Annotated in this window: 24 protein-coding genes; 8 read left to right on the top strand and 16 right to left on the bottom strand. The window is 50.9% G+C overall.

All coding sequences use genetic code 11. The features are described from left to right. Nucleotides 1–82: 82 nt before the first annotated feature. Entirely contained in the window at nt 83–784 is a 702-nt protein-coding gene (locus tag CSQ88_RS01630) for an ABC transporter substrate-binding protein (protein ID WP_099396378.1), read from the top strand. A 217-nt stretch (nt 785–1,001) separates the two neighbouring features. On the opposite strand, the gene CSQ88_RS01625 is transcribed toward CSQ88_RS01630, so the two are convergent. Continuing rightward, nucleotides 1,002–1,547, bottom strand: coding sequence for a hypothetical protein (locus tag CSQ88_RS01625; protein ID WP_143449380.1), 546 nt, complete (start codon nt 1,545–1,547; stop codon nt 1,002–1,004). A 390-nt stretch (nt 1,548–1,937) separates the two neighbouring features. Between CSQ88_RS01625 and CSQ88_RS01615 the strand changes: the two genes are divergently transcribed. Next, nucleotides 1,938–3,329, top strand: coding sequence for an aminopeptidase P family protein (locus tag CSQ88_RS01615; protein ID WP_099396375.1), 1,392 nt, complete (start codon nt 1,938–1,940; stop codon nt 3,327–3,329). Nucleotides 3,330–3,631: 302 nt separating this feature from the next. Next, on the top strand, nt 3,632–4,243 hold the full coding sequence (locus CSQ88_RS01610) for a glutathione S-transferase (protein WP_099396374.1): 612 nt from the start codon (nt 3,632–3,634) through the stop codon (nt 4,241–4,243). Nucleotides 4,244–4,374: 131 nt separating this feature from the next. Here CSQ88_RS01610 and grxD read toward each other — a convergent pair whose 3' ends face one another. From grxD to mgtE, 4 genes are all read right to left on the bottom strand, one after another. After that, the gene (gene grxD / locus CSQ88_RS01605) at nt 4,375–4,692 is read right to left on the bottom strand and encodes a Grx4 family monothiol glutaredoxin (RefSeq protein WP_099396373.1); all 318 of its coding nucleotides are present in this window, start codon (nt 4,690–4,692) and stop codon (nt 4,375–4,377) included. A 239-nt stretch (nt 4,693–4,931) separates the two neighbouring features. Continuing rightward, the gene (prmC, locus tag CSQ88_RS01600) at nt 4,932–5,735 is read right to left on the bottom strand and encodes a peptide chain release factor N(5)-glutamine methyltransferase (protein WP_180273492.1); all 804 of its coding nucleotides are present in this window, start codon (nt 5,733–5,735) and stop codon (nt 4,932–4,934) included. Between the two features lie 225 nt (nt 5,736–5,960). Then, nucleotides 5,961–7,244 (bottom strand): voltage-gated chloride channel family protein, encoded by a 1,284-nt coding sequence (locus CSQ88_RS01595; protein WP_099396371.1) that lies wholly within the window; start codon nt 7,242–7,244, stop codon nt 5,961–5,963. A 10-nt stretch (nt 7,245–7,254) separates the two neighbouring features. Then, a complete protein-coding gene (gene mgtE / locus CSQ88_RS01590; protein ID WP_374700453.1) occupies nt 7,255–8,598 on the bottom strand; it encodes a magnesium transporter in 1,344 nt (447 codons plus the stop codon). Nucleotides 8,599–9,190: 592 nt separating this feature from the next. Here mgtE and CSQ88_RS01585 point away from each other — a divergent pair. Beyond that, nucleotides 9,191–11,950, top strand: a complete 2,760-nt coding sequence (locus tag CSQ88_RS01585; RefSeq protein ID WP_099396369.1) for an EAL domain-containing protein — start codon at nt 9,191–9,193, stop codon at nt 11,948–11,950. 53 nt (nt 11,951–12,003) lie between these two features. Here CSQ88_RS01585 and CSQ88_RS01580 read toward each other — a convergent pair whose 3' ends face one another. From CSQ88_RS01580 to CSQ88_RS01570, 3 genes are all read right to left on the bottom strand, one after another. Next, nucleotides 12,004–12,753: a hypothetical protein gene (locus tag CSQ88_RS01580; RefSeq protein ID WP_099396368.1), complete on the bottom strand. Its 750-nt coding sequence runs from the start codon at nt 12,751–12,753 to the stop codon at nt 12,004–12,006. 79 nt (nt 12,754–12,832) lie between these two features. Further along, entirely contained in the window at nt 12,833–13,603 is a 771-nt protein-coding gene (locus CSQ88_RS01575) for a DUF2491 family protein (RefSeq protein WP_099396367.1), read from the bottom strand. An 84-nt stretch (nt 13,604–13,687) separates the two neighbouring features. Then, nucleotides 13,688–14,356: a hypothetical protein gene (locus tag CSQ88_RS01570; RefSeq protein WP_099396366.1), complete on the bottom strand. Its 669-nt coding sequence runs from the start codon at nt 14,354–14,356 to the stop codon at nt 13,688–13,690. Between the two features lie 155 nt (nt 14,357–14,511). Between CSQ88_RS01570 and CSQ88_RS01565 the strand changes: the two genes are divergently transcribed. Next, complete coding sequence (locus tag CSQ88_RS01565; RefSeq protein ID WP_180273491.1) at nt 14,512–15,057, top strand: NADPH-dependent FMN reductase; 546 nt, start codon at nt 14,512–14,514, stop codon at nt 15,055–15,057. Here the strand turns inward: CSQ88_RS01565 and CSQ88_RS01560 are convergent. The 8 genes from CSQ88_RS01560 to CSQ88_RS01525 form a co-directional block, all read right to left on the bottom strand. Beyond that, a complete protein-coding gene (locus CSQ88_RS01560) occupies nt 15,054–15,500 on the bottom strand; it encodes a nuclear transport factor 2 family protein (RefSeq protein ID WP_257212404.1) in 447 nt (148 codons plus the stop codon). The two genes, CSQ88_RS01565 and CSQ88_RS01560, sit on opposite strands and share 4 nt — an antisense overlap. Before the next feature lie 82 nt (nt 15,501–15,582). Further along, complete coding sequence (locus CSQ88_RS01555) at nt 15,583–16,356, bottom strand: SDR family NAD(P)-dependent oxidoreductase (RefSeq protein WP_099396365.1); 774 nt, start codon at nt 16,354–16,356, stop codon at nt 15,583–15,585. Nucleotides 16,357–16,358: 2 nt separating this feature from the next. Continuing rightward, nucleotides 16,359–16,880 carry a DUF3833 domain-containing protein gene (locus CSQ88_RS01550; protein ID WP_218962975.1) on the bottom strand — a complete coding sequence of 174 codons (522 nt, stop codon included), beginning with the start codon at nt 16,878–16,880 and terminating at the stop codon, nt 16,359–16,361. Continuing rightward, entirely contained in the window at nt 16,877–18,106 is a 1,230-nt protein-coding gene (locus CSQ88_RS01545) for an MFS transporter (protein ID WP_257212401.1), read from the bottom strand. The genes CSQ88_RS01550 and CSQ88_RS01545 overlap by 4 nt, the downstream gene beginning before the upstream one ends. Beyond that, a complete protein-coding gene (locus CSQ88_RS01540; protein WP_218962974.1) occupies nt 18,103–18,588 on the bottom strand; it encodes a chalcone isomerase family protein in 486 nt (161 codons plus the stop codon). The genes CSQ88_RS01545 and CSQ88_RS01540 overlap by 4 nt, the downstream gene beginning before the upstream one ends. A gap of 13 nt (nt 18,589–18,601) precedes the next feature. Then, nucleotides 18,602–19,804 carry a cyclopropane-fatty-acyl-phospholipid synthase family protein gene (locus CSQ88_RS01535; protein ID WP_099396363.1) on the bottom strand — a complete coding sequence of 401 codons (1,203 nt, stop codon included), beginning with the start codon at nt 19,802–19,804 and terminating at the stop codon, nt 18,602–18,604. Further along, the gene (locus CSQ88_RS01530) at nt 19,801–20,595 is read right to left on the bottom strand and encodes a DUF1365 domain-containing protein (protein WP_099396362.1); all 795 of its coding nucleotides are present in this window, start codon (nt 20,593–20,595) and stop codon (nt 19,801–19,803) included. The genes CSQ88_RS01535 and CSQ88_RS01530 overlap by 4 nt, the downstream gene beginning before the upstream one ends. Then, nucleotides 20,595–21,881, bottom strand: coding sequence for an NAD(P)/FAD-dependent oxidoreductase (locus CSQ88_RS01525; protein WP_257212400.1), 1,287 nt, complete (start codon nt 21,879–21,881; stop codon nt 20,595–20,597). Before CSQ88_RS01525 ends, CSQ88_RS01530 begins: the two co-directional genes overlap by 1 nt. A gap of 154 nt (nt 21,882–22,035) precedes the next feature. Here CSQ88_RS01525 and CSQ88_RS01520 point away from each other — a divergent pair, with 154 nt between their 5' ends. The 3 genes from CSQ88_RS01520 to gshB all read left to right on the top strand — a co-directional run bounded on the left by CSQ88_RS01520 (nt 22,036) and on the right by gshB (nt 25,107). Continuing rightward, nucleotides 22,036–22,650, top strand: a complete 615-nt coding sequence (locus CSQ88_RS01520; RefSeq protein WP_099396361.1) for a TetR/AcrR family transcriptional regulator — start codon at nt 22,036–22,038, stop codon at nt 22,648–22,650. 94 nt (nt 22,651–22,744) lie between these two features. After that, entirely contained in the window at nt 22,745–24,007 is a 1,263-nt protein-coding gene (gshA, locus tag CSQ88_RS01515; protein ID WP_099396360.1) for a glutamate--cysteine ligase, read from the top strand. 152 nt (nt 24,008–24,159) lie between these two features. Beyond that, the gene (gshB, locus tag CSQ88_RS01510) at nt 24,160–25,107 is read left to right on the top strand and encodes a glutathione synthase (protein ID WP_099396359.1); all 948 of its coding nucleotides are present in this window, start codon (nt 24,160–24,162) and stop codon (nt 25,105–25,107) included. The last annotated feature ends 10 nt before the right edge of the window (nt 25,108–25,117 follow it).

Here is a 25,117-nt window from a genome sequence, read left to right as displayed (position 1 = left end):
CTGTCTGCAGCAAATCATCAACTTGGGCATCATCATGGCGATCTGTGTCTAAAATACCTGAACAGACAAGAGAACAGATTCAATGCCCAAATTAGCAATCATGCTTTTTACCTGGAGCGCACTTACTCTAGCCGAGCCCGTGAAGCTGGTTACAGGGCCGGATTACGCTCCCTATACAGATCCTTCCTTGCCAGAAGGCGGGCTGGCTGTTGCCTTAGTTAAAAAAGTAATGAAACAAGCCCGCTTACCCTATGAGCTGGAATGGCGTCCATGGTCGAATGGCTATAGCTCAACGCTAAAAGGCGCGTATACCGGCACCTTTCCCTATATCAGCACGCCTGAGCGGCGTAAATTATTCAATTATTCCGATCCATTATTTTTGATTGAAATACGTGTGTTTGCCTTAGAAGGCAGCCATCTGGACGGCACACAGCCCGAAACCTTAGCCGGCAAGCGTTACTGCCACCCCCTTGGCTGGGCCTACTTAAAGCAAATTGAAATCATGATTAAAAAAGGATTACTCCACCCGATCCGGCCCTACGATATGAGCGCTTGCATACGCTTAATGGCCGAGGACAAAGCCGACTTTATTATTACCGATCAAACACAAGGCAAAGAAAGCATCGCAAATCTGGCTAAAAAATTACACAAAATCCCAGTGCCTGTTGGCGGTATCATGGAAAAAATTACTCTGCACCTGATTACCCCCATCAATCAACCTAGGGCCCGTGAGTTTTTAATGCAATTCAATCAGGCGCTGCAGGAAGTGCATCAGCAACAATAAAGCCCTCAATCAAGTGCTGCATATTTCACTATTCAAATACGATACCGGGGAGCTATATTTAAACCCAGCCCCCTCCGGCTTGCAGGCATTCATGCATCAAAAATATCTGTCACTTGCACGCACAGGCTCTTAAAACTTCAGGTTTTATCCAAGAAATTTTCCACACTGCACCAGCTCCCATTCATCCTGTGGTTTTGGCTTCCAGTACAAACGCGCTTTAGCCCCGACACTCGCCACCACCACCCGCAAATTGCCTTGGGCATCCACCACCCAATGCATCGCTCCCTGCGGAGCCACCCTGACTCAGTATTTTGTTCAGGCCTGTATGTGTATTCAATCTGAGTAAGGTCAGTGATTTTAATTCGTACAAATTATCTAAATTATATTGAGCCACAAGGAGGTCATCGCTGCCATCATTTAAGGGTGCAAAAAAACCATGCAGGGCAGATAACTCGTGATCAATCACGCCCTCCTCAGAAATCTTCGACCAGCTGCGCTTAATTAAGCGGCGGACGATGCCTTTGCCTTCGCGATCCACCGCATACAAACCCGCCCCCTGATGGGAGGCATAGGGTGACCGGCCATCATCGGCACTGAGGCGATCATCATTCACCCAATGCACATCTGAGATATCCGCATCAGCAAACCCGGCAACCACGCGGGGTTTAGATAAATCATCCATATTGAGCACAACCAGCCTTAAACGCTTTTCTGCACCCACCGACATGAGCACCGCAATATACTTACCCGAAGGCGACATCACAGGCTAAACCATACCCAGCTTACGAAAGAAATCCTCAATCGCTGGCGCTGTGGCCGCAAAAATATTTCCTGCATAAAAAACAGAGAAACCCACCAGCCCTGTAAGGCATAAACGCTTTAAAAACTGCAGTAATATAACTCCAGGCCAATTGATTATTTTGCATAAACATTACAAACACATAAGATATATGTAAATTTAACAATAATTTGTAATCTTTATTACAAATCCAAATAAAAGCCCTGCTGCTTTTGAGCCTTAGCAGCAGCACCCTCACTTCTCAGCAGAGAAGCCATTCAGGGGGCATCAGCACGATTAAATACCACTTCCACCCATTTACAAACGGCGCTCTTTCAACAAAGATACGCCCCACACATTCAATGGAAAAACGCCATGTTTCAGCCCGAAATCTATCGTCAACGCCGCGCCACTCTTTCTGCCAGCTTGCCGGATAGCCTGATTTTGCTGCTAGGCAACGTCGATTCACCCATGAATTACTCGGATAATATTTTCCCGTTTATTCAGGACAGCAGCTTTCGCTACTACTTTGGCCTGAACGAGCCCGGCCTTACCGGCCTGATCGATACCGCCAATGATGTGGTGACGCTGTTTGGTAATGAGCCGGAAGTGGCTGATATCGTTTGGACCGGCCCTCAGCCCAGCTTAAGCGAGCGCGCGGCTACTGCAGGTGTAAACCAGAGCCAGGCTTACTCAAAACTCGGCGAAGCCTTAGCTACCGCCCAGGCAGCAGGCATTACCGTGCAATATTTGGCCCCCTATCGTGGCGAAACAATTCTGGAGCTGGCGAAGCTGTTAAGCACCGACAGCTCAAAAGTAAAAGCTGGCTTTTCAAGCGCCCTAACCCACGCCGTGATTGCACAACGTGAAATTAAATCGGCGGAAGAAATCGCCGAAATGGAAAAAGTGCTGGCGATTACCCGCGATGTGCACCATGCCGCGATGCGCGCATCACACGCTACCGTGCTGGAGCATCAGGTTGTAGGTTTAATGGAAGGCATTGTCCGCAGCCATGATCTGCAACTGGCCTACCCAAGCATTTTCTCCAGAAACGGCGAAGTGCTGCATAACCATCATCATCATCAGGTGCTGCAAACAGGCGATTTGGTACTGAACGATACCGGTGCCACCTCATCCGGCGGCTATGCCAGCGATATCACGCGCACGATTCCGGTAGGTGGCAAATTCAGCCCGCGCCAGCGCGAATTGTATGATGCTGTACTGGCCATGCAGACCGAGGCCATTGCCGCATTAAAACCCGGCCTGCCTTACCTGACGGCCCATAAATTAGCCGCCAGAGTCATGGTCAAAGCGATGAGCAAGCTGGGCTTCTTTACTGGCGACGCTGACGCGATTGTTGAATCCGGCGCTTACGCCATCGCCTTCCCGCACGGCCTTGGGCACCAGATTGGTCTGGATGTGCACGATATGGAAAGCCTGGGTGAAAACTTAGTTGGCTACGGTGAAGGGGTTGAACGCAGCACGCTGTTTGGCATGGGCTATTTACGTCTGGGCAAGCCGTTAAAAGCAGGCATGGTGATTACAGTAGAGCCTGGCATTTACTTTATCCCCGCCCTGATCGACAGCTGGCAGGCAGAAGGACGCCACAGCGATATGATTAATTACGCCAAATTTAATGAATACAAAGACTTTGGCGGTATCCGTATCGAAGACAATGTGCTGATCACCGAAACGGGCAGCCGCATTCTTGGCCCGCATATTGCCCGCACTGCAGAGGAAGTTGAGGCTGTAATGGCAGCGGTGTAAGGCGTTAAGAAGCGAAGTGCATTACGCCAGCCACAAAAAAATGGTGATTGATAAGGACGGGTGAAGCCCAATCCTGACTATTTAATCATCAGCAGCGCAGGAGCGGCTTTAGCCGCGAATGTTTTAAAAGCAGCGCCATCGCGGCGAAAGCCGCTCCTGCGATTTGTGTTTTGCTGAAGCTGACAGGATTGGGGTGAAACCCGCCCCATCCCCATTATCTGCGTTGTTTTCAAACCACAAATCTGGTTTCCCCCCTGACAAACGGCTAAGATGAAATCCCAGACCCAACCTATGCAGATGGCATGAAGCTGATTACCTCGTATACCAGCCCTTTTGGCCGCAAAGTACGCATCGTTCTTGCCGAAAAACGCATTGAATGTCAGCTGATTGAAGACAATCCATGGGCCGCTGAAAGCAGTGTCAGCGCACTGAATCCGCTGGGTAAGGTGCCGATTCTTCTGCTGGACGATGGCAGAACCTTGTATGACTCCAGGGTGATTGTGGATTTTCTGGATCACAGCTCGCCGGTTGGCAAACTCATCCCCAGTGATCATCGCCAGGCCATCAGTATTAAACGCCGCGAAGCACTCGCCGATGGAATAAGCGATGCTGCGGTATTAATCAGGCAAGAGCGCATCCGCCCGCCACATTTACAATCCACAGAATGGATTGAGCATCAGCAAGCCAAAATAGAGCGCGGCCTTGAGCAAATTGCAAGTGAGCTGGATGAGAAGAAATGGTGGGGAAGTGATTTATTTTCTTTAGCCGATGTGGCGCTGGGCTGCACACTGGCCTATCTTGATTTTCGCCTGCCTGAGCTTGGCTGGCAGAGCCGCTATCCAAATTTGCAGAAATTTTACAGCAGGCTGGATGAGCGCCCGTCTTTTACTGAAACCGCTCCACCCATGATCTGAAGCGGTTTTTAAGACGATATTGCAGGGTATATACACAACAGTAAAACCACCAACACGCCTTATTCTGTATAAAACCAGGCGCTGCCCCACGCTTAAGCTGGCAGGCCTGGATTGCTTAACTGATCTGCGCCTTACTCTTCGCCAATCCCTTCCAGCATTTTTTGCAGCTCGCCCGTGGCAAACAGCTCTTTCATAATGTCAGAGCCGCCGACAAACTCGCCCTTGATATAGAGCTGAGGAATGGTAGGCCAGTTTGCGTATTCTTTAATGCCCTGGCGAATATCAGCATCAGCCAGCACATTGACCGCAGCAAAAGAAACGCCACAGTTTTTAAGCAACTGCACTGCACCCGCAGAGAAGCCGCACTGAGGGAAAGTTGGTGTGCCCTTCATATACAGAACCACTGCGTTTTCAGTCACTTGCTGGCGAATCAGATCTTGCGTATTCATTTTGAGTTTCCTTTGTGATACCTGATGTATTTACTCAGGTATTGTACTTTTATGAAAAAGTCGCGGCAAGCAAGAGATGTAAAACAGCCCCGCTTTTATGCCCGCGCGTCTGAGCGGCTTTTGGATGGGGCCGATCAAACCATATGCCTGCCCTTATGTGCCTGGCCACCCCGGGCTTTATTCCTGCCGGAAAATTACCGGCCAAAGCACCCGAAAATAACAAATACATCTATTTACGATCAGGCCCGGCGCCCGCCTGTAACACGTTCTATACCTGATAAATCACGCCAGCTTTGCACTTCATGAAAGCCAGCGTCTTCCAGCAGGGAACGACAAGCAGCTGACTGATCCCAGCCATGCTCACATAAAAGCCAACCACTCTCTTTTAAGTGATGGCATGCGCCGCTGATAATGCTGCGAAGATGCACGAGGCCATCGCCCTCATCACTTAAGGCGCTGCGTGGCTCAAAGCGTAAATCGCCTTCGCTTAAATGATGATCATTTTTCTCGATATAGGGAGGGTTGGACACGATGATCTCAAAACGTGCATCTCCCAGTGCCTGATACCAATCCGACTGATAAAAACGAACCGCCGCATCCAGCCGGCTGGCATTGGTCTGGGCCACAATCAGGGCAGATGGGGATAAATCGACGGCGCTCACATCCAGATCCAGCCGCTCCAGCTTCAGCGTAATCGGAATACAGCCTGAGCCTGTACCCAGATCAAGCACCCTGGCCCCGTCCGCCGCCCGCTCTAAAGCCAGCTCTACTAATAACTCGGTATCCGGCCTTGGGATCAGCACACTGGGGTTTACAACAAAATCACGGCCATAGAACTCACGCGAACCAATAATATACGCCACCGGCTCACCCGCTCTGCGGCGGGCAGCCAGTGGATTAAAAACGCTGGCATGGGCCGGATCAACCTCATCCTGGCCATGGCCAATTAACCATGCGCGGTTTTTACCCGTGCAATGGCTAAACAAAACTTGTGCATCAATCTTATCCAAACCACTTTGCAGCAATAACGCTGAATAATTCATAAAGGCTTCCGTAAAACGGTTGGCTAAACCATGTTCATTCATACACGGCAGCTAAAATTCCACCCCAAGATGAAACCCTAATATTAAACCTTGGAACAAAGGAAAAACACGGAAGGCTACGGAGAAAAGCACAGCAAGACTTTCACAATGAAAAGCCGCGCACTCTTGGGTAAACGTATTTCAAGATTCAGGTTTTCGCAGCAACGCATCAGCTATTTAATTTGATTACTTTTTTGAGGCACGATAAGCCGCTATTTCACTCAGTTTAATGCCCTCAGGAGCCGCCCGGTATTTGCCGTGCACAATGCGCTGCGCACGGTAAATACCGGTGTGCCCGGAGAATAAATAGCTCACTACACAGGCTAATGCTGCATACACGCCCACTTCCGCCCCAAACATTTCCATCGCCATCAGCGTAGAAGCAATGGGCGTATTGGCGGCACCGGCAAATACAGCAACAAAGCCCAGGCCTGCAAGAAAAGCAAAATGCAGATTTAAAAATGGCGCCAGTACATTGCCAAGGGTAGCGCCAATATAAAATAGAGGCGTGACTTCGCCGCCTTTAAATCCACTGCCAAGCGACGCCACGGTAAATGCAAATTTCGCTGCAAAATCGTAATTAGCCATCGGGTGCTGAAAAGATTCGATAATCGTTGGGATGCCCAGCCCCAGATAACGCTCTGCACCTGAAAACCAGGCCACTAAAGCGATCAGCAGCCCGCCAATAAAGGGGCGGAGCGGCGGATAATGAAAGAGCTTTTTCATTCCAGCTGCAAGCAGGTGTATGGCATTGGCAAAACTGCGCGCAACCAGACCAAAAATCGCCCCAGCCAGCAATACTGCAGCCAAAACCCAGAGGCTAACCGGGGGGATGGCCCCAATCAGATAATGCGTATGGTGCACGCCCCACAAGAGGCCCACCTGATCAGCCACAACGGCAGCCACAAGACAGGGCCAGATGGCATCAACCCGCATACGGCCAATCGCCAGTACTTCAAAACCAAAAACAGCGCCTGCCAGCGGCGTTCCAAACACAGAGGCAAAACCCGCACTGATCCCCGCCATCAGCAATAAGCGCCGGTCACCATTTTGTAAGCGAAAAAGCCGGGTAAGCTGATCAGCCAGCGCCGCGCCCATTTGCACTGCCGAGCCTTCACGCCCTACCGATGCGCCAAACAGATGGGAAACCACGGTGCCACCCAAAACCAAAGGCGCCATTCTGAGCGGGATAATTTTTTGCGGGTCATTGATCTCATCAATCAGCAGATTATTGCCTGCCTCAACCTGCTTACCAAAGCGCCAGTAAATCCAGCCAACGATTCCCCCTGCGAGGGGCAAACCCGCCAGCAGCCAGGGATAATCGAGCCGTGTCGTAGTGGCCCAGTCCAAAGCAAACAGAAAAAACGCCGAGGCCGTGCCAGCGAGCATACCAATCAAAACGGCCAGCAACAGCCATTTGCTTAAAGCCAGCAGTACAAACCATTGTTCCCGTGCTTTTGAAAAACGCATACTCTGCCCATTACATCAGAAAGACCGAAGCCAGCCCGAGGAAAATAAAGAAGCCCATAGAATCGGTGGTGGCGGTCAGCAGGACCGATGAGCCATAGGCCGGATCACGCCCCAGTTTTTGCATGGTGAGTGGCACTAAAATCCCCACAAGGGCCGCAACCAACAGATTCAGCATCATGGCCGCCATCATTACCACCCCCAGCGAAATCTGGCGGTAAAGCAGCCATGCAATCACGCCCAGCACGCTGCCCCAAACCAGGCCATTTAAAAGCGCAATGCCCACTTCCTTACCAATCAGGCGGCTTGAATTACTCGGGGTAATTTGCCCCAAAGCCAGGCCGCGAATAATCAGAGTAATAGTTTGCGTACCGGTATTACCGCCAATGCCCGAAACAATCGGCATCAGTGCGGCCAGTGCTACCAAATTAGTAATTGTTTCTTCAAAAGCGCCAATCACGCGGCTGGCCACAAAAGCGGTGCAAATATTCACCGCCAGCCAGGGCCAGCGGTTTTTAGCGGATTTCCATACGCTGGAAAACAGGTCTTCTTCTTTCAAACCGGCTAAGGATAAGACTTCAGCGTCGGATTCTTCACGAATCACGTCCACCATCATATCCACCGTCAGGCGGCCAATCACTTTATGGTTGGAATCCACCACCGGTGCAGAAACTAAGTCATAACGCTCAAACGCCTGCGCGGCATCCCCTGCATCATCATGGCCGCGAAAAGTCACCACATCGGTGGCCATGGCATCGTGCACGGTTAAATCGGGATCGGAAACCAGCAGGTGATTAATCGCCAGCACGCCTTTAAGCACCTGCTCGTGATCAACCACAAATAATTTATCGGTGTGATTAGGCAGCTCGTCAAAGCGGCGCAGATAGCGCAGCACCACTTCCAGGGTGACGTCATCCCGGATAGTGACCATCTCAAAATCCATTAAGGAGCCAACTTCATCCTCAGGATATGAAAGCGCCGATTGCAGCTGCGCCCGCTCCTCCTCATCCAGCCCGCCTAATAATTCAGAACGTACTTCATTGGATAAATCCGGCACAAGGTCAGCCAGCTCGTCGGCGTCCAGATGCTCGGCCGCGGCGATAATCTCGTAGTTTTCCATATCGGCCAGCAGCGATTCACGCACTGCATCGGATACTTCCAGCAAGATTTCGCCATCATGCTCGGATTTCACCAGCTCCCAAACCAGCAAGCGATCAAATAAAGGTAAGGCCTCTAAGATGTGCGCCACGTCTGCGGGGTGCAAACTCGCCAGCTTTTTTTGTAGCTCGACCAAATTCTGCTTATGCACGAGCTGCTCAACCAGCTCGTGCTTAGCCATATCCTGACGATGCACCATATCTTCAACAACACGATGCCTGTCCAACAGGCGCACAACCTGTTGCAAGCTTTCCTGAAGGCTTTCTTGCTGTTTGCGGGTGACTATCGTCATGCCGGGAATTCCAAAAAGAAGGGTGTTAAAAGACGTGCGCGAGTTTATCACGTCATCGCACCATGACGTTTATGCAAAGTTTGGGTTTAGCCCATTCTGCGTCATGAAATAAAGCCCTTCATGCAAAGAATAAAATGCAAATTGCATACAAAATAATATCTTTATTTCTTTGCAAAATACTCAGCGTGAACATCAGAGATTTTCAGCGCCCTGCAGCTTATATTTAAAGGATAAATATGCAGATAAAAAGGAGTCTCCCCAAAACACAAATCCTGGCAAAAAGATCACTTTCTTCCGGGAAGAATGCTTGTATTTATTTCGTTTTCGCCTAAGCCTGTTTTCAAGCGTGCTGCTTATCTATTACCAAAAACAAGTTTCTCCCCGTTTTTACTATTCTACCTTCTTAACAGGAGGAGCTTTAGCGCTCTGAAGAACAAAACAGCAGTATGATGTTTACATCATCCGGCATTTCGCTTTATCTGACTCTGATGAACGACTTATGATGATTACCTCTTTGCAGCGACTCTCTATCCGCATCCAGCTTTTTCTGCTGACGCTCGCCATTACACTGCCATTTGTTGTCATGCTGGGCCTCTTTTTGAATCATGAGCTGAAGCAGTTACATAAAGAAGCCTATGCAAAAGTACAAATCATTGCCAATAACTCAGCCTCTGACATTGCCATGCGCTTACATCGCTACCAGCAGACACTGCTTAGAATCGCCAGCAGGCCACAGGTAAAAGCACTTGATCCACAACACTGCGATCCGCTGCTCAAAGAATTTGTTCAGCTCTCTCCCGAATTCACCACACTGTCTCTGCGGGACAAAAATGCACAGCCCATCTGCAGCTATTTAAGCCAGCCACCAAGCACCCGCCAGCTGGAGCAATTTCCATGGTTTACCGAAGCAATACAAACCCAGCATTTCACCCTGGGTGATGCCAATATGGGCAGCTCTTCCGGGCGCTGGATTGCGGTACTGGCTCAGCCTGTTTTTAATCCCACGCTGGGCGGACTGCTGATTTTGCCTCTGGATTTACTCAAATTCAGCAACGATGTTTTTCATGGCACGCCCGCACAAACCATTATCACGGTAATCGATCAGCGCAATATCGTTGTGCTTCACTCCGGGGATGCTGCAACATGGATTGGCCAAAAAACAAAACACGCAATCTCGGCCAGCCCCAATAAACTCAGTATGACTAAAGATCAAGACGGCATCAGCCGGCTTAACTCCTTTGCTGCAATACCGGGAACAAAATGGCGCGTATTTGCAAGGATTCCTGAGTCAGAAGTTTTTGCCGAATACACTCAATACTTATGGTGCAGCCTTCTCCTTAGCATCAGTTTTCTTATACTGGCGCTGCTGCTGGCCTGGCGCATCAGCGTATTTATTATTCAGCCCATCAGCAGGCTGGTCCGCACGGCCAGGCAGGTTGCAGAAGGCAATCCCCATAGCCGCGCCAGTATGGATGGCCCTTTGGAAATCAAGGCCGTTGCAGAGCAATTTAACGCCATGCTCGACGCATGGCAGCACAGCGAAGCCGTTCGTTATGACTCGGCCTTACACACGCAAACAATCCTGGATAATATGGCCGATGCGGTCATTACGATTAATCAACGCGGCATCATTGAATCTTTTAATCAGGCGGCCAGCGCCATTTTTGGCTATTCATCTGCAGAAGTAACTGGAAAGAATATTTCCCTGCTGATGCCAGAGCCGCATCGCAGCCACCACGACAGCTATCTGCAAAACTATCAGTCCAGTGAGGCGCGCATTATTGGTGTTCCACGAGAGGTAGAAGGCCTGCGCAAAAACGGCCAGCTGTTTCCAATGAGCCTGTCGGTATCAAAAATCAATCTGACAGGAAGAATCACCTTTATTGGTCTGGTCAGGGATATAACGAAAAACCGAGAGAACGAACAAGAAATTCGCCGGCTTGCCTTTTATGACCCGCTGACAGGCCTTGCCAACCGGCGTTTACTGGCAGACAGACTAAGACAAGCCATGATTACTTCGGCTCGTAACGGCCAGCACGGGGCGCTGATGTTTTTAGACCTGGATCACTTCAAGCACCTTAATGATCATTTAGGCCACGACATGGGAGATCTCTTGCTGCAACAGGTGGCCGAAAGATTACAAAATTGTGTGCGGGAAGGAGACAGCGTAGCCCGCCTAGGCGGGGATGAGTTTGTTGTACTGCTCGAAGAGCTCAGCACCAATCCCCACGAGGCGGTTACGCAAACCGAACTTATCGCCAGCAAAATACTGGAAGAACTTGGCCTGCCTTACGTGCTGAACGAGCATGTTTACGCCAGTACCCCCAGCATTGGCATTGTCTTATTTCTGGAAGACCTGGAAAGCATGGAGGAGCTGCTCAAAAAAGCCGATGTGGCGATGTATCAGGCCAAAAGTGCGGGGCGTAATACGGCCCGTTTTTTTGACCCCGTGATGCAGGCCGCAGCCGCTGCACATGACGAGTCAGTCAGGGATTTGCGCCGGGGTTTTGCCGGGCAGGAATTTGTACTGCAGTATCAGGTACAGGTGGATAACAACGGCGAGATAACCGGAGCCGAAGCCCTTGTGCGCTGGAGTCACCCTGAACGGGGTTTAGTTGCGCCACTCGAGTTTATTCCGCTTGCCGAAGAAACCGGCATCATTTTACCGCTGGGGCAATGGGTACTCGAAACGGCCTGCAATCAGCTGCATCAATGGTCACTGCAGCCTTTAACCGCAAATTGGAGCATGGCCGTCAATGTTAGCTCCCTGCAATTTACGCAGGCTAATTTTGTTGAACACGTCAGCTATGCCCTGAAAAAAACCGGAGTAAACCCCAGAAAACTGAAATTAGAACTCACAGAAAGCATGCTGATCGACGATATAGAAGACATCATCGACAAAATGAATAACCTGAAAAAGCAAGGGGTCAGCTTCTCTCTGGATGACTTTGGCACGGGGTATTCATCCATGTCCAATCTGAAACAACTGCCTCTGGATCAGCTTAAAATCGACCAGTCTTTTGTACAGGATATTATGTCCGACCCAAGCGACGCCATTATTGCCCGCGCAATTATTGTGCTTGGGCACAGCCTTGGCCTGAAAGTGATTGCGGAAGGAGTGGAAACACTGGAGCAGCGCGATTTTTTAACGGTGATTGGCTGCGTGGCTTTTCAAGGCAACTACTTTGGCAAGCCCCTGTTTGCGCATGAATTAAATATGCAAACCAATCCTGGCAACGCGGCCTCCAGCAGCCTGTAGATCAGTAAAAGTGAGCGTTTCCGCTCACTTTTACTTAAATCAACAGCACCAGCTTAAGCTTTGCCAGACAAGCGCTGTAGACGCTGTAACGCCGTTTCACCGCTGGCCGTGGCCGCCACAGATTGCCTGATTGCCGCAATCTCAGCCGCCTGATCCAATGGCTTTTGCGCGATATCTGTAATAATTTTCATCCCGGCCGCTTCATTCGATACCTTTTCTGCCCGGCGGGTTAAAGCACTTAAAGCGTTAGAATTATTCGACACGCCTTTAAAACCGGCCAATTGTTCCTGCCTTGCCTGACGGGCTGCCTGCAAATCTTTTTGTGCTTCAGCGGCAGCAAGCGCTTGCAACGCTTTTTTCGCCGCAGCATCAAAATCAGCCAATTGCTGGGAAAGCTGCTTCACGATTTCTTCAAACTCGCCCATAAATTCACGGGCATCCGCAGCTTCTTGTTCTTCCTGCGCCACGCGGCCTTTATTAGCCTCCAGCTCATCGCAAAACACAGTCACGGTGGCTTCAGAAATCGTGCCCGCAGATAAACGTGCAGCCAGGGTTTCTAAGGCTTTTTCATCGTTAGCAATCAGGGCCTTTAAATCATCAACATCTTTTTGCTCTTTGGCAAAATCAGCTCTGGCCTTGGCTAATTTTTGTGCCGAATCCTGCAACACGCTGCGCAGCTGATCACGATCTGCTTCGGTTGCAGTTTCAGGATCAAAGTTTGCAATCACGCCAGAGATTTTGTCCCCGAGCGCACTAAAGTGTTTTGCAACTAAACGTGCCGTTAAATTCCAACCTGAAGACATAGTATTTCCTTTATTAAAGAAAGTGACTTTCACGTAAATATTGGGCTTCGCAAGCTCAGCACCAGGCTACATCCAGCAATTACTGCACGGTGATTCGTTCTAGCTCTAAAGGTAAACCAATCATAAAATCAACGTGAATGGCGCGTTTTGAATAATCGCCATCTTCGCTTGTCACGACTTCTGTACTAATTAATAAGTATTCCGGGCCACTGGCCAATTGGCGCACATAGGGCATAAAGTAGATTTTCTGGCTTAATCCCTGCACACCCATTGCATCGTCAATCCGCACTTCTGAGCCGGTAAAAGGGGGAACAAATTCAGCATCGGCACTGCCTGCATCACGCTGATATTCCAGCTGCTCTTCCCCGCCAAAGATCTCCGCAATTCTGCTGCCACTAAAACCCAGCTCCACAAACTGCTCGCGCGCTAAAGCGTAACTCTGGCAACCCAAACCATAGCCTGCCTCACCGGTAAAGGCTTCCTGATCCTCTGCGCTGGCAGGAAAAACACGCGTTAAGCGTGTGCAATACATGATTTCTTCCACCACACCTGCCTGGTTTTGAAAGACCTGTATAAATTTTTCAGGCGTTTCATCGTTTCCGGTTTCAATATAGAGGCGATATAAATGCCCCGATAAATTGATTTTTACCCGGCTTACCGCCTGAATCAGCATGCTTAAATTAGCAGGCGCTTCAATCACCGATCCACTGGTACTGGCGCGTATAAAGGGCGACATTTGCAAGGTAATCAGGCTGCCAATTCTGGCCCCCAAGGGCAAACCTGCATCCTGACGCTCTTCTTCTTTTGCAAATAATTTAGAACCATAATTAAACGCGTCTTTCCAGCCCATTCTTACAATCCCCTATCCATTACAAGGCGCACTCGCCCGCTGCAAAACCAACGATGTTTAAACCATAAGTGAATAAAGTTGATCTTAACGATCCCCTAATGAGTAACGCTGCGGCGCCGCTTTTTTTCTTAAGAAAAAAGCCAGAATTAAAAAAGCGATAATAAATACAATCAAACCAAAGAAAAACACCCCCAGCCAGCCAGAAGACTGCTCAGGCTTTTGCGCCTGATTCTGTTGATTCTGTGCACTACCCTGCTGATGGCTGGAGCGGCTGATTGAATTGCCCAGCATATTGCCCAGCACCGATCCCGCTAAAGACTGGCCAAACGAGCCATTACGGTTAGGATTGCGCTCTGAATCCGCCTGCCGGTAGGGATCAGGAGCCTGCTGATTTTGATCAGGTTTTGGATTAGGGATATAAATATTTGAAGCCGATTGCCGCGATCTGGCTTCCCGCTCGTTCAGCGTCTTTAAAGCTTTATCTTTTTCTGCCGCACGGCTCATGCTTTTATTACTTGCAGACTGGCTGGGTGTGGTTTGAGTGTCGGTTTTCTTTGCGCTGCCAAAAGTACCAAACGATGTTTTTTTAGATTCACTGCTGCCGGTATTTTGCGGCGCAGCAGGCTTGCCCGGCGCAGGTTTACTGCTACGAGAAGAAGAAAACCCGCCGCTATAACTTTTGGACGACGATGTCGCCTGAGTGTTTCCCACCAGCAGCGCACAAAACACAATCACGATCCACTTCATGGTCATACAAGTTCACCCAAAGGCTACAATGCCAACAAATATAACTGTTTTTTTACACTGGTATAAAAACACAAGTAAGCCATCAGCATATGATATGTTTAAGATCTCACAATTTAACGTGAATGCCACACCACTTACTTCAGCAGCACCAACACTTAATTATGAAAAAAATTCGTATTCTGGCGCTATCGGGCAGCCTTAGAAAATGCTCAGTCAATACCGCGCTCTTAAACGCGATCCGCCAATTAGCACCTGAGCATATTGAAGTTCGGCTGTTTAATCACTTAGGCGAACTACCGCTATTCAATCCTGATCTTGAGAATGAGCCTAATCAGGCACTGGCGGCTTTACAGCAAGAATTAAGCATGGCAGATGGCGTTTTTATAGCCAGCCCTGAATATGCACATGGTATCAGTGGTGTATTAAAAAATGCGCTGGATTGGCTGGTCGGCAGTGAATCGTTCCCCAATATGCCGGTTGCGCTGTTCAACACATCGCCAAGAGCCAGCCATGCCCAGGCCGCCCTGCGTGAAGTGATTAAAACCATGTCGGGGAATGTGATTGAAGAGTCATCAATATCGGTGCCACTCTTGGGCTGCGGCTTAAACCATGAGGGGATCGTCAGCCACACAGAAATATCAGCAGCACTGAACAGGGCTGTGCACGTATTTGTAAGCGCGATACATCAAACACGCATGGCAAGCTAAATAGCAGGCTTTTTCAAAGCAAACTGCCGCCGCAGCCAGCGTACCGGCATGCCGATCACTGGCAGCTTCTGGAATAACTCTTCGGCCGCATCCCAATAATCACGGTGATAACACACCTGGCCCTGTGCATTTAATTTAAGGTGCGATGCGCCGTGCACGCTGTACGCCTTGCCTTGCAGCTCAAAAACAAAATCCCATGTAATAAACGCGCTTTCGCCCTGCATTACGCGATCTTTCATCACAAAGCGTGGCTTTTGCGTGGTTTCAAACATATGAGCAAAGATACGGCGAATATCCACCACGCCATTCACTTCATTAAATGGATCTTTAAACCAAGCGTCTGCGCTATAAAAACGCTCGATTTCATCCAGATTTTGCAGGCTGATGGCCTCGTACCACTGCAACATTTCATCAAGCAGCATGGTGTGCCTTAAGTGAATCATTCAAAGTTTGCTTTGCTCCGTGAAACTCCGTGTTCTCTGTGAGCTCCGTGGTGCAAGATTTGGGTTTTGCTGTTTAACTCCCTCACGCCAATCGCTGCAGCAAAGAAAAACGCCAGCGATAGGGCAGTTTTTGCAGGCATTTCATCGCCAGCGTAAAGCGGCGGGGAAAGTGGATTTCAAAGCGGCCTTGCTCCATGCCTTGCAAAATAGCGCTGGCGGCTTGTTCCGGCGTTTGCAGAGCGGGCATGCTGAAGTTATTTTTTGCTGTTAGCTCCGTTTTTACAAAGCCCGGATTAATCAGATACACGCCAAGGCCACGCGGGTGCAGATCGGCATAAAGCAGCTCAGCAAGATTAATCAGCGCGGCCTTGCTCGGGCCGTAAACAGATGCATTGGGCAAGCCCATATAGCCTGCCACACTGGCAATCACTGCCACGCTGCCCGCTTGCCTGGCAAGTAAATCAGGCAGGATGGTTTCAAGCCCAAAATAAACACTGGCTAAATTCACCGCCAGCGTGCGCTCTACCTGTGCGGCTTTCACTTCCCAACTGCGCTCTGGCCGGTAATCTGCTGCGCAAAACACCACCAGATCGACGCCTCCCCATGCGTTTTGTATCTGCTGAAAAGCGCCAGGCCAGGCGGCTGCATCGGCCACATCAAAGGGGATAATCTGCACCTGCTCACTCGCCGCAGCCACTTGAAGCAGCCGGCTTTCGCTGCGCGAGCTTAAAGCCACACGAGCGCCTTTGCCGATTAAATCACGGGCCAGCGCCGCACCAATGCCGCTGGAAGCGCCAATCAGCCATACACGCTGTGCGCGCCACTGCCTAATTTGAGGATTAAGGCTGGCAAACATGGCTAATCCTTTTTACGGAAAAACAGCGTAACTTCACCCAGCTGCCAGCCAAATTTGCTCATGCTGGCGCGGTTTATCATGGTTTTTTGATCGATTAAAAACATCCAGTCATCAAACTGCACTTCATAAACCGAGCCATCTACCGGCAGCAGCATGGTGTATTTCCAGTTCAGCGCATTACCGGCAATCTGCCCTTGCGCCTCGCCTTTAATATCGTCCGCTGTGCCTGTCCACTGCCCACCCGCTTGCTGGCGTAAAGTCCAAACGCGTTTTTGCTTGCTGCCGTCGCTGTATGTGAAGTCTTCATCCAATACAAAACGATCCCCCTGCAGGGTACCAGTCAGCAGCACATGAAAACGCTTGACCACTTCGCCATCCCGCTTTTGAAACGTGCCCCATGCTTCTGTCTGGCCGCTAAAAAACTGCACTAAATCTAAGGCAGGCTGTTGCTGCTGGTAATGGCGCACATCCGGCCCGGCACAAGCGCCAAGCAGCAGGCAAAACATAATTAACAGTGCTTTCATGATATGGATCCTTTTAGATCGGTTTGCTGCCGGATGACTACATTTAAACGCCACATTGCCAGCAATTTAATCGCGCATGGCAAGGCGGCATAAGTCAGCCCAAGGCTTAATCCGCCCTCCCCCGCGACGCCCGGCTGATAGCCGCCCAAAGCCAAAAGCGGCAAGGCGAGCCCAGATAGGGCAAGGGCCAGCTTGCCCAGTAGGGTCCAAATGCCGTAATAGCTGGCGGCTGAATGCTGAGGTGAAATCAAGCCGGCCAATAACACCGGTGGCAGGGCTAAATCAGCCCCAAGTGCCAGACCGGCCAGAATGCAGACCACAGCATAGGCAGCCACATCACCAGCGCTAAGCAAAGCTGCGCCTGCAAAAGCCAGCACAGCCAAAATCATGCCTAAGCGCCACGCCTTTGCCGTGCCGGTTTTCTTAGCCAGCCTTACCCACAGCGGCAAGCCCAGAGCCGCAGCCACAAAATAAGCGGCTAAAAATGCACCGGATAATTGCGGGGCAGCGATGCGATCGCGGATATAAAACAGCGCCAGCGTGGCCGGTATCGCCACCGAAACCGCGTTTAAAAAGTAAGGCAGTAATAAGCACCTGAATGCCGGATTGGCCAGCGGCTCGCGCCACGATTGCTTTTCGCCCCCGCCCAACCAGGGTAAGGCCCGATACAGCAGCGCTACGATGCCCACAGCCAGCAATAGGGTAAATGCCAGGGCATACCAGGCCATGCCTTGCTCCACCTGCTGCCCGTTCATCAAATATCCCGGCACGATACTTGCCAGCACCACGCCAATCAGCCCTGCACCTTCGCGCCAAGCAGCGGCATTGAGCAGTGCAGCCTCATTCCCCAGCCTTGCTCCCCACGCCAGATAGGCGATATTCAGCATGCTATGCGCGGTGTAAATAACAATCAGCATCACCGCTAGCCATGCAATCAGTGCCGTGCCTTGTACTGGTGGCAACCACAAACCGGCAAAAGAAATCGCCAGTAGCAGGCCAGCAGCGAGCATCCAGCCATGCAAGCGCCCTGCCTTTAAATCAATTAGATGCCCTAGCCACGGGTCTTGGACGGTGTCCACCAATCTTGCCAGAAACAACACCAGACCCGTGGTGGATAAGGCCATGCCCAGTTGCCCTGCGTAATAGGCCGGGGCGTGTACATAAACCGGCAAGGCCGCCATCGCCAGCGGCAAACCCAGCAGGCCATAGGCCAGCGCGGGCTTCACTTTTGCCCCAATAGTTGCGCGCGCAGATTGCTGTCTTTGCTGCGCTCATCCAGCCAGATGGCAAAAAACGCTTTGGCGAATTCAACATCGGCCACTTCGGCATTCAAGCCCTTTTTGCCATAAAAGCGGCAACCCACACCGGGCAAATACACACCGATCAGCTGATCACCACTTTCTACATCACTAAACGCGCGCTCCATCTCTGCCTGCCAGCGAGCCAGCTGCGCCTTGCTATATTCTTTGCTGGATAAACGCTTGATTTCATCGAGGCTGCTACTGACAAAACGCTCACGGCTGATGCTGCGGTGATAAGTCAGCTCCAGCGCAAAAGGCGCACTGGCAACAAAGGGCCGTTGCTCGCTCCATAATCGGGCGGTATAAATTCTGAAACCCAACCAGCGAAATTCACCCGATCCAAGCGGCGTAGCTGCAGGCAGCTCTTCCCGCCAGCCGGCGGCAAATGTGCCACTAGCTAGCGTCATCAGTAGCAGTGCGCTAGCGAGTTTTTTGTAATAAGAACTGCACCACATCGGTTCGCCCCTCATCAAAGCCTGCTTCGCAATAGGCGTAATACAGCCGCCAGATACGCCGGAATTCATCATCAAAACCTTGCGCCGCAATGGTCGCTTCACACGCGCTAAAAGCCTGGCTCCAGCGGCGCAGCGTTTCGGCATAATCTGCGCCAAAATGGTATTGATCGATTGTTTTAAGGCCAACTTCGGTCGCCTTGGCCACAAAGCGCTCCGGGCTGGGCAGCATGCCGCCGGGGAAAATATACTGCTGAATAAAATCGGTATTGGCGCGATAGTTTTCAAACCGCGCATCATCAATGGTGATGCTTTGCACCAGCGCTTTTGCCCCCGGCTTTAAGCATTGCTGCAGCTGATTAAAATAGCTGGGCCAGAAGCGCTCGCCCACGGCTTCAAACATTTCTATCGACACAATGGCATCGTATTGCTCGTTTAAATCGCGGTAATCACAGAGCCAAAGCCTGGCGCTATTACCCTGATTGCGCGCTTGAGCCACGGCCAGCTGCGCTTCTGAAATGGTAATGCCGTGCACTTCAACGCCGCAGCGTGCGGCATGCTCGGCAAAGCCTCCCCAGCCGCAGCCAATTTCCAATACTTTATCGCCTGCTTTTAAAGCCAGCGTATCGATAATTCTCTGGTATTTGGCGGCTTGGGCACTTTCTAAGCTCTGGCTGAAATCACCTGCAAAAATAGCGCTGGAATAGGTCCAGCTTTTATCCAGCCACAGCTGGTAAAAATCGTTACCGATGTCGTAATGCGCGTGGATATTGCGTTTACTGCCCTCACGCGTGTTGGGGCGCAGCCAGTGTTTCAGCCGATACCAAAGCGTGGCCAGCTTGCCGCCAAAGACAAAGCGCTCCAGCGCCGCTTCATTTTTTAAAGCCAGCCGCAGCAAGGCGGTTAAATCAGGCGTATCCAGCCAGCCAGCTGCATAGCTTTCTGCAAAACCAATATCACCCGCCTTGATAATCCGCCCGCAAGCGCGCCAGTCATGGATATGCAGCACGGCACTGGGCGGCGTGTGTAAATCGCCAAATGTGAGATGGCTGCCATCGGGGGTAATCAGCTGCAAATGCCCATGCTGCAAGCGTTGCAAGACTTGGATAAATAACCGGGCCGCAGCAGGCGCGGCAGAGGGCAAAGCAGACAGGCTGCGCGCTTGGCTCATGATTGGCTTTCCTTTGAACTTCGCAAATGAAGTGAATGGCTAACAGGGTGTAACGGTGGCTGAGGCTTACGGTAAAACGGCACGCGTTTCATCCACAGACGCAGCGCCTGCCAATGAATTTTGGCAACCACGCCCAGCGTTAAAAAGGGCTGGGCCAGCAAAGCACAGCGCAAATGCGCTGGGGTAAACGAGACACGTCGGCCTGCAACCGCAGTTTTAATCAGCAGGCCTTCCTGATCAAAATAATCAATCGCCACAAAGGCGCTGTCTGGCGAATCTTTAAAGCAAAACTGGTAATGACCTGCCACTGGGCAAAAAGGCGAAACATGCAGCGCTTTAACACTGTGTAAATCGCTATCGGCCAGAATCACCCTGCCGCCTGCCGCTTGTAATAAATAGCGATGATGCTCGCCAAAGGTATTGTTCACTTCGGCCAGTACGGCTCTTAAGCCGCCATTCTTATCGTGGCAAAACCAAAAATTCACCGGATTAAAGGCATAGCCAAAGACTCTGGGAAAGGTTTGCAACCAAATTTCGCCATCAGCCTCGATAGCCGCTTCTTTTAATAGGCCACGCATCCAGCCCTGCAAATCAGAGCCATCTCTGGCACCATAATCGCGTGTGGCTATCGATAAAGGCCGCCAGCGGTTAACGCCAAACCAGCGGTTATTCAGCTCGCCCAGCCGGGCCAGATTCAGGCGCAGGCAAAACACTGGGTACACAAAGCGGTTTTGCACCGGCCTGAGCCGCTCGTGCATCACCTGCCCGGTTAATAAATAAGCGGCACGCATTAGAGCTGTGCCCATGCGGGAAGTACATCAAAATCAGCAGCCACGCGTAATGCAGATTTCAAACCGTCTTCATGAAAACCATAGCCTGTCCATGCGCCGGCAAACCAGGTGCGGTTGCGCCCCTGCAGCTGCGGTAAACGCTGCTGTGCCTCAATCGCGGCCTGATCCAGAATCGGGTGCTGGTATTCAAACTGCGCAATCACTAAATCTGGCTTTTTAAAAGGATTCAGCGTCACGATCAACGGATGCTCAAATGGCAGATTTTGTAATTGATTCAGCAAATAGCTCACGCAAACAGGGCGTTGCCCATCCACCGCAGCACCGCCCAGGTAGTTCCAGGCCGACCATACTTTTTTGTTTTGAGGTAATTGCTGCTCATCCAGGTGTAAATAAGCGGTATTGGGCTGGTAGCGCACAGCCCCCAGCAGCTTTTGCTCGCAGGGACTGGCTTCTTCCAGAATACTTAAAGTGTCGGGGGCATGCCCTGCAAAAACCACAGCATCGAAATGTGATTCGCCAGTGGCGGTTAAAACACGCACACCACTTGCATCCCGGCGTACACCCAGCACCGGCGTATTAAGACGGATATCCGGCAAAGTGGCGGCGATACGCTTCACATAGCTGCGGGAGCCACCTTGCACGGTTTGCCATTGCGGCCGCCCATTCACTTGCAATAAAGAGTGATTAATACAAAAACGCAAAAAGGTCAGCGCGGGAAAGCCCAGAATATCTTTGGGTGAGCTCGACCAGATTGCTGCAGCCATGGGCAGCAAATATGCGTCCCTGAACAGCTGGCCGTAACCACCTGCATCCAGCAGCTGCCCTAATGTTTCCCCGCTATTGCCAGCCCTTAGTAAATTTGCCTCTGCTGCTTTATTAAATCGCAAAATATCTTTGAGCATGCCCCAAAAGCGGGGGGAGTAAAGATTGCGCCGCTGAGCAAATACGGCATCAAGATCTGTGCCTGCCCACTCCAGCTGGCCCTTATCCATAGATACGCCAAACGACATATCCGTGCTGTACGTTGCCACATCCAGCTCGGCCAGCAAAGCCACTAAATTGGGGTAGGTTTTATCATTCAGCACCAAAAAGCCGGTATCAACAGGATGGCTGATCCCGTTAACAGACACATCCACCGTGTTGCTATGCCCGCCCAGATAGCTTCCCGCCTCAAACAGGCAAACATCGTGCTTGCGATTGAGCAAATATGCACTGGCAAGGCCCGATATACCTGCGCCAATCACGGCGATTTTTTGTCTGAAACCAGAAGAGACTTGCAGGGCCACGGGGGTTTCCTTTGAATGGTTTAAAAAACAAGCACCTGAATAAGGGCTGAAGCAAAGGCTGAATATTCAAGCTATCCATTCCTCTCATCAGCGGCTAATATGGCAACTAAACCACCATGCAATTAAATCTACCACAGAGTAACTTTAATTACCAATGAGTATTTTAAGCAAATTAAGCTTCAAAGATCAGGCCTTTAAGCTGCGCGAAACGGCGATCCTCGATGCAACCACCGCCATACTGGCCAGCAAGGGCTTTGACCTGATGACCATGGACGATGTTGCCCAGGAAGTAGGCATTTCAAAACCCAGCCTCTATAAGCACTTTAAATCCAAGGAAGATCTGGTGGGTGCAGCGATGATTCGCCTGATAGATGGCGCACTTGATTATCTGGATGCCATGCCCTCAGGGCTAAGCCCGATACAGCAGCTAAAAGATTTGCTGGCATGGGCATTAAGAATCAGGCTGGAGGGTGGCATGCCCTTTTTGCCTTCAACCAGTACGCATGTTCGTGAAATGCTGACACGCAACCTGAAATACGTCATGAGAGTGTTGAAATTAAATGGCAAGATAGAGGCCATTGTTCAGCAAGCTCAGAAACAAGGCCAGCTCAATCCCGCCCTGCCTTTTGATGTGATTTTGTTTGCCTATTACGCAAGAACCTGTGATCCGGCCGTAGAATACTTACAGCTTTACAGCAAGCTGGATCACGAAACCATTATCGAATCCATGCTGGAAGTCTGTTTTTCCGGGCTGAAAAACCAAGCATAAACAGCAGGCAAGCGAATTAGCGGCCCTTCAGAGTTGAATCCAACGCCCGGCGCCCGCATATGCCCTGCATGAAACCACTAAGGAATACCCCAAAATGAGCGTTCCACATCTGACCACCGCACTTACAGGCCCGCTGCTGGATCTGGAACGTAAAATTTTGGCTGCCCAGCCTGAAATCGAGCATTGGTTCCGCAACCAGTGGCAGGAACACACTCCGCCGTTTTATGGCTCAGTTGATTTACGTAATGCTGGCTATAAGCTGGCGCCGGTGGATATGAATTTATTCCCGGGCGGCTTTAATAATCTGAATCCGGAATTCCACCCGCTGGCAGTGCAGGCCACCATGATTGCACTGGAAGGCTATTGCCCTGATGCACGCCGAGTTTTGCTGATCCCGGAAAACCACACCCGCAATACCTTCTACCTGCAAAACGTGGCCGCACTGGCCAAAATCTTGCGCCAGGCTGGCTTAGTGGTGCGTTTAGGCAGCATGAATCCTGAAATCACGACCAGCACCACACTTGATTTGCCTGATGGCGGCCAGGTGACGCTGGAGCCGATTGTGCGTAATGGCAAACGTGTTGGCATTGCGGGCTTTGATCCTTGTGTAGTACTGCTCAATAACGATTTATCAGCGGGTATTCCGGCCATCTTGCAAGATATCGAGCAAACGCTGCTGCCTCCGCTCAATGCAGGCTGGGCCGTGCGCCGTAAAACTCAGCATTTCACCGCTTACGATAAAGTGGTCGAAGAGTTTGCTGCGCTGATTAATATCGACCCTTGGGTGATTAACCCTTACTTTGAGCACGTAGACGGGCTGGACTTTCACTCCCGCGCCGGTGAAGACAAGCTGGCAGCCACCGTGGATGCCATGATTGAAAAAATCCGCATCAAATACCAGCAGCACGGCATTGATCAGGTGCCTTTTGTGATTGTAAAAGCCAACGCCGGCACTTACGGCATGGGCATTATGAGCGTGAAATCCGGCGAAGAATTGCTAGGATTAAACCGCAAGCAGCGCAATAAAATGAGCGTGATTAAAGAAGGCATGGAAGTACACGATGTGATCGTGCAAGAAGGCGTGCCAACGTTCGAGCAAATCAACGCCGCTGTTGCTGAGCCCGTGGTGTATATGCTGGATCGCTTTGTAATTGGCGGTTTTTACCGCGTACACACAGGCCGTGGCATCGATGAAAATCTGAACGCACCGGGCGCGCACTTTGTACCACTAGCCTTTGCTTCCCCGCTCTCTACCCCCGATTGCGACGGCTCACCAGACTGTGAAGCAAACCGCTTCTACTCCTACGGCGTAGTGGCAAGACTGGCCTTACTGGCCGGGTCTTTAGAGCTGGAATAAGTTTCTAAAGGTGGGGAGTCGGGATTTGGGAGTGGGGAGTAAACCCAACACCCGATTCTCTTCTCCCGACTCACCCAACAACTGGGGAGTGGGGAGTAAACCTAGGCCCGACTCACCAATCCCGACTCACGACTCCCAATATGAAGGCCGCTATGAAAATCCTTGTCGTGCTTGATCCGCTTGCCAGCTTAAAAATTTACAAAGACAGCAGCTACGCCATGATGCGCGAGGCGGATTTGCGCGGGCATTTGCTGTTTACCTGCGGCGCTGAAAACCTGAGAGTCAAAGACGGCATCGTTGAAGCGCTGGCAGCGCAGTTACACTTTACCGACACACAAAGCGGCCACGATTGGTATATCCAGAGTGAAACCGCCATTACCGCCCTGAAAGACTTCGATGCTGTGATCATGCGCACAGATCCGCCATTTGATCAGCAGTATTTCTACGCCACGCAATTGTTTACGCTGGCCGAAGCACAGGGTGCAAAAGTATTTAACCGTGGCCAGGCGCTGCGCGACTTTAATGAAAAACTGGCGATTTTAAAGTTTCCAGAATTTACTGCGCCTACGCTGGTCAGCCAGTCAGAAAGCGATGTGCGGGCATTTTTGGCAGAGCACGGTGACATTATTCTTAAGCCACTGGATGGTATGGGCGGCACCGGGATTTTCCGTCTTACACAGGCGGACCCGAATGTAGGCTCGATTATCGAAACGCTGACGGCCAATGGCACACAGACCATCATGGCGCAGCGCTATATTGTGGCGATTAAAGAAGGCGATAAGCGCATTCTGCTGATCGATGGCAAGCCGGTGGACTGGTGCCTGGCAAGGATTCCCAAGGCGGGTGAAACACGCGGCAATCTGGCCGCTGGCGGCAGCGGCGTGGCAAGGCCATTAACGGCCAGAGACAGGGAAATCGCCGAAGCACTTGGGCCGCAGCTTGCCGCTCAAGGCCTGCTGCTGGTGGGGCTGGATGTGATTGGCGAAAACCTCACCGAGGTAAATGTCACCAGCCCGACCTGCTTTGCCGAAATCACCGCGCAATCTGGCATCAACGTGGCAGGTCTCTTTATTGACGCTTTAGAAAAGCATGCAAACTGATGCGTATTAA

The sequence above is a fragment of the Iodobacter sp. BJB302 genome, from assembly GCF_002735645.1.
In the GTDB taxonomy this organism is placed as follows: domain Bacteria; phylum Pseudomonadota; class Gammaproteobacteria; order Burkholderiales; family Chitinibacteraceae; genus Iodobacter.
The sequence above is the reverse complement of the archived record's forward strand: the minus strand, read 5'-3'. Positions and strand labels throughout refer to the sequence as shown.